Origin of the sequence: Geomonas sp., assembly GCF_035254065.1 — a bacterium.
Taxonomy (GTDB): Bacteria; Desulfobacterota; Desulfuromonadia; order Geobacterales; family Geobacteraceae; genus Geomonas.
This window is the reverse complement of record NZ_DATFBA010000149.1, coordinates 1-5,182: the sequence shown is the minus strand read 5'-3', so window position 1 is coordinate 5,182 and position 5,182 is coordinate 1. Positions and strand designations below refer to the sequence as shown.

The following is a 5,182-nucleotide window of genomic DNA, read 5'->3' as shown; positions in this document are numbered from 1 at the left end:
GGCGGCCGAGTCGCCACCGCGCAGCTTCACCCCCTTCGAGCCGGTCGACCTGGACGGAGTGGTCTGTTACCGGAAACGGCCGCGCGACTTCGCCCACCTCCCGGAGCAGGTGGAAGGGCGTCACAGCCTGGAAGAGGTTATCCATCTCCATGAGGAACGTGCTCTCCAGCAGGTGCAGGAACCGGTCTCCCCGTGGCAGGCGAGGCCCGAGCTTAAGCAGGAAACGGGGCGCCCTGCCGGCGCCGGCGGGGAGGAGGCCAACGGCAGGCCGGGTGAGCCGGAGGCGCCCGGTCCGGCATCATCCTGCCAGGCTGCCGCCGTCTTGTTCCGCCAGGGGTTGTATCCGCAGGCGGCAGCCATGCTGATCGAGCTGGGAAGAAGCGGGGTACTGCCACCGGAGGCGCTCACCCTGCTGATCAGGTCACAGGCCAACCAGGGGAGGCTCCCCGAGGCCCTCGCCGTCTGCGAGGAGGCCCTCCGCGAAGAAAAGCTCGACCCGGCCCTCCACTTCCTGCGGGCCGAGATCCTTCAGGAACAGGGGAGGGCCCAGGAGGCGAGGCAGTCCCTCAGGCAGGCACTTTACCTGGACCCCAAGCTGGTCCTGGCCCATTTCGCCCTGGGGAACCTCACCCTGTGGAGCGGGAAGAGGGAGCTCGCCTGCCGGCATTTCGACAACGCCTTGGCAATACTCAACTTGCTGGATGCCGACGCCGTCGTGCCGGGCTCGGAAGGGATGACCGCCGGCAGGCTCAAAGAGATCATCGCCTCCATGGAGATCTGCGCGGGGCGTGAGCAGGGGGAAAAACAATGAGCGCCTCTCACCTCTTCGTGGTGCGTCTGGACGAGGAGCGCTACGCGCTGCACCTTCCGGCCGTCTCCCGGGTGCTGAGGATGGTGGAGATCACCGCCATACCCAAGCCGGGGGGGCCGCTGCTGGGGCTGGTCAACGTGCAGGGGGAAGTGCTGCCGGTGGTCGACCTGCGGCGCTGTCTCAACCACCCCCGGAGACCGGTCGCGCTGGAGGACGTGCTGGTGATAGCTGAAGGGGGACAGGGGAGGGTGGCGCTGCCGGTGGACAGGGTGGAGGGGGTGCTGGAACCCGCCGACCACCTGCAGCTCTGGGAGGCCGAGAGACCGAGGCAGTCCGAGTTCCTGGAGGGGGTGGTGAAGCTTGCCGACGGGCTGGTGATGGTCTGCGACCTGGCAAGAGTCACCTCACTCTGCGGCGGTACCGCTGCCGGTTCCGTCTGCCCACCCTGCGCCGAGGAGGAGACTGTCGCTGGCGAGGCCGAGGAGGTGGTGGCGCCTTCTGCAGCTCGACGGCCGGTCACGGCGGAGGAGGGCGAGCTCGACCCCGACCAGCTGCGCATCGCGATCCTGCGGGAGCGGGCCAGAAAGCTCGCGCGCGAGCCGGTTTCGGGCGGGGACGGAGAAAGGCTGGAGATCGTGGAGTTCGCGCTCTCCGAGGAGCGCTACGCGGTGGAATCGGCCTTCATCCGGGAGGTCTACCCCCTCAAAGAGCTGACCCCGCTCCCCTGCACGCCCCCCTTTGTGCTGGGGATCGTCAACCTGCGGGGGACCATCCTGTCGGTGATCGACCTGCACAAATTCTTCGCACTCCCCGACCAGGGGCTTTCCGATCTCAACCAGGTGATCGTGCTGGAGGGGGCCGGTATGGTGTTCGGCCTGCTGGCCGACCGGATCGTGGGGGTGCGCACCATCGCGGCCGGGGATATCCAACCGGCGCTGCTCACCGTGAGCGACCCCCGCTCCGACTACCTGAAGGGGGTGACCAGGGAGCGGCTGGTGGTGCTGGATGGCGGCAAGATGCTGGCCGACGGCAGGATCGTGGTGCACGAGGACGCGTAGGAGAAGGAGGACGGCATGAAGTGGTTTGAGAATATGGTCGCGCGAACCATGCAGGGATCACACTTCGTGAAGAGCCTGATCGACATGAGCATGGACCCCCTGGTCATCATAAACCCGCAGGGGAAGATCGCCGAGGTCAACGACGCCGTCGTCCAGGTCACCGGCGCGGCCAGGGAATGGCTGATCGGCTCGGACTTCAGCGATTTCTTCACCGAGCCGGAAAAGGCGCGGGAGGGGTACCGCCGGGTGCTTGAGGTTGGCTATCTTGTCGATTTCCCTCTCTCCCTCCGGCACCGTGATGGCCATATCACCGAGGTGCTGTACAACGCCAGCGTCTACCGGGACCACGACGGCAATCTGCTGGGGGTCTTCGCCGCCGCCCGGAACATGACCATGTGCAAGAAGGCCGAGCAGAAATTTCGCGGACTGCTGGAGAACGCGCCCGATGCCATCGTCATCGTGAACGGCGAAGGGGAGATGGTGATGGTCAACGCGCAGGCTGAAAAGGTCTTTGGCTACCAGCGCGAGGAGATGCTCGGCAAGAAGGTGGAGATGCTGATCCCCTACCGGTTCCGCGACAAACACCCGCAGTACCGGGCCGGTTTCTTCGCCGATCCGAAGATGCGCCCGATGGGGGTGGGGCTGGAACTGTACGGGTTGCGCAAGGGTGATGTGGAATTCCCGGTGGAGATCAGCCTGAGCCCGCTGGAGACCGAGGAGGGGGTCTGGGTGAGCGCCTCCATCCGCGACATCAGCGAGCGGAAGAAGGCGGAGAACAAGTTCCGTGGCCTTTTGGAGAGCTTCCCCGACGCGGTGGTGATCGTCAATTCCGAAGGGGAGATCGTCATCGTCAACGCCCAGGCCGAGCGGTTGCTCGGCTACGAGCGAAGCGAGCTTTTGGGGAAAAAGGTCGAGATCCTGGTGCCCGAGCGTTTCCGTCAGCGCCATCCGAAACACCGGACCGCCTACTTCTCCGATCCGAAAATCCGTCCGATGGGTGCGGGACTGGAGCTCTACAGCGTCACCAAGGACAACGTCGAGTTTCCGGTGGAGATCAGCCTGAGCCCTCTGGAGACCGAGGAAGGGTTGCTGGTGACCGCCGCCATCCGGGACATCACCAAGCAGAAGGAGGCCTCCCAGTACGTGCGCAGCCTGATAGAGGCAAGCCTCGACCCGCTTTTGACCATCAGCGCCGAGGGTAAGATCACCGACGTGAACGAGGCGACCGTCAAGGCGACCGGGCTTTCGCGGGAGCAGCTGATCGGGACCGATTTCTCCAACTACTTCACCGAGCCGGAAAGGGCGCGGCAGGGATACCAGCAGGTGTTCGAGCAGGGGAGCATCGTCGATTACCCGCTGACCATCCGGCACCGGGACGGCTCGCTGGTGGACGTCCTCTACAACGCCTCCGTCTACCGCGACGGCAAGGGGAACGTGCGGGGGGTCTTCGCAGCCGCCCGCGATATCACCCAGCGAAAACGGGTCGACCAGGAGTTGAAGGAGTTGAACCGGACCCTCGAACAGCGGGTGGCCGAGCGGACGGCGAACCTGGTGCGGCAGAACTCCGAGATCCTGGAGGCGGCCGAGATCCTGGCGGCCTCCTCCAGCCAGATCATGACCTCCATGAGCCAGATCGCTTCCAGTGCGGCGGAGACCGCGGCGACCGTGAATGAGACCACTGCCATCGTCGAGGAAGTGAAGATGACCGCCCAGGTCTCCAGCCAGAAGTCCCGCAAGGTATCGGAGGCGGCCCAGAAAGCGGTAGTCGTGGCGCAGGGCGGCAGGAAGTCCGTCGACGACTCGGTCTCCGGCATGGGAAGGATCCAGGAGCAGGTGGCCTTCATCGCCGAGAGCATCGTGAAGCTCTCCGAGCAGAGCCAGGCGATCGGCGAGATCATCTCCACCGTGAACGACCTGGCCGAACAGTCCAACCTCTTGTCGGTGAACGCCGCCATCGAGGCGGCCAAGGCGGGCGAGCAGGGGAAAGGGTTCAGCGTGGTGGCCCAGGAGGTGAAGAGCCTGGCCGAGCAGTCCAAGGAGGCCACCGCCCAGGTCCGTAGCATCCTGAACGACATCCAGAAGGCAACCAACACCGCAGTGATGGCGGCCGAGCAGGGGAACAAGGCGGTCGACGACGGGGTGCGCCAGTCGCAGGAGGCGGGCGAGGCGATCCGGCAGATGGGGGTGAGCATCGAGGAGTCGGCGCAGGCCGCGGTGCAGATTTCAGCCTCCAGCCAGGAGCAGTTGACCGGCATGGACCAGGTAGCCCAGGCCATGGGCGACATCAAGCTGGCCAGCGAGCAGAACGCCTCCGGGATGAAGCAGGTGGAGTCCGCGGTGCAGAACCTCCACGAACTGGGGCAAAAGCTCAAACAGCTAGTTGAACAGTACAAGGAGTAGGCGAAGGAGGCCGACCCGTCGGACCTGTCCGACAGGTCCGACAGGTCCGAGATCCGACGCGAGCCGCAACCATGGAACGTGACGTTGCCTTCCAGAAACATCTGCAGGAGACCTTCAAGCTGGAGGCCGAGGAGCACCTGCAGGGGATCGTCTCCGGGCTGATCGAGCTGGAGAAGAGCGGCTCCGCCGAGCAGCAGGCCGGGCGGGTGGAGGTGGTCTTCCGGGAAGCGCACAGCCTGAAAGGGGCCGCGCGCTCGGTCGGACGCGGCGACGTGGAATCGATCTGCCAGGCTATGGAAGGCGTCTTCTCGGCCATGAAGCGCGGCGAGGTGGTCCCTGCTCCGGAACTGTTCGACCTCTTGCAACGGGGGGCAGACCTGCTGGCCCGACTCCTGGAGAGCGGGGAACCGCCCGAAAAGGAGAAGTCCTCGCTGCGCGAGCTGGTGAGGGCCCTGATCGCCGCCAAGACCGAAAAGGTGCCTGCTGCGCCGGAGGTCTCTCCAGAGGCACCACCTGAACCGGCCCCAGCTGCTGCGCCTGCCCCCACTCCGGTGACGGCTCCTCAAGCGGCCCAAGCGGGCTCTGCTGCAACCATTTCGCAGCAACACGGCCAGCCCACGCCGTCTGAGCCCCCGCCGCCCGAGCCTACGCCGCCCGAGTCCCCGCCTCCCGCTCCCCCTCAGGCGGCAACGGCCGCCCCCGAGCCTCGCCCGCTACCGGTGACCACCGCTGAGACGGTGCGGGTCTCCTGGTCCAAACTCTCGGCCGTGCTCCTCCTCTCCGAAGAGATGCTCTCCGCCAAGCTCTCCGCCAGGCAGCGTGCCCTGCAGATGCGCGAAGTCCGCACCGCCTTCGCGGCCTGGAAGAAGCAGTGGAACAAGGTATCTCCGGACCTGCAGAGGCTGGCGGTAGC

The 5,182-nt window shown here is 65.9% G+C and carries 4 protein-coding genes; all 4 read left to right on the top strand.

The features are described 5' to 3' along the window. Positions 1 to 811: tetratricopeptide repeat protein (locus VJ604_RS07300; protein WP_324081146.1), on the top strand; the 811-nt coding region annotated here is incomplete at its 5' end. Continuing rightward, positions 808 to 1,869, top strand: coding sequence for a chemotaxis protein CheW (locus tag VJ604_RS07295; protein ID WP_324081144.1), 1,062 nt, complete (start codon positions 808 to 810; stop codon positions 1,867 to 1,869). The genes VJ604_RS07300 and VJ604_RS07295, both read left to right, overlap by 4 nt. A gap of 15 nt (positions 1,870 to 1,884) precedes the next feature. Then, a complete protein-coding gene (locus tag VJ604_RS07290) occupies positions 1,885 to 4,269 on the top strand; it encodes a methyl-accepting chemotaxis protein (protein WP_324081142.1) in 2,385 nt (794 codons plus the stop codon). Between the two features lie 71 nt (positions 4,270 to 4,340). Further along, a partial coding sequence (locus tag VJ604_RS07285) for an Hpt domain-containing protein (RefSeq protein WP_324081139.1) occupies positions 4,341 to 5,182 on the top strand: 842 nt, incomplete at its 3' end.

Bases quoted from the DNA above. Each gene is read 5' to 3' on its own strand.
- VJ604_RS07295 (WP_324081144.1), top strand. From the start codon at position 808: ATGAGCGCCTCTCACCTCTTCGTGGTGCGTCTGGACGAGGAGCGCTAC.
- VJ604_RS07290 (WP_324081142.1), top strand. From the start codon at position 1,885: ATGAAGTGGTTTGAGAATATGGTCGCGCGAACCATGCAGGGATCACAC.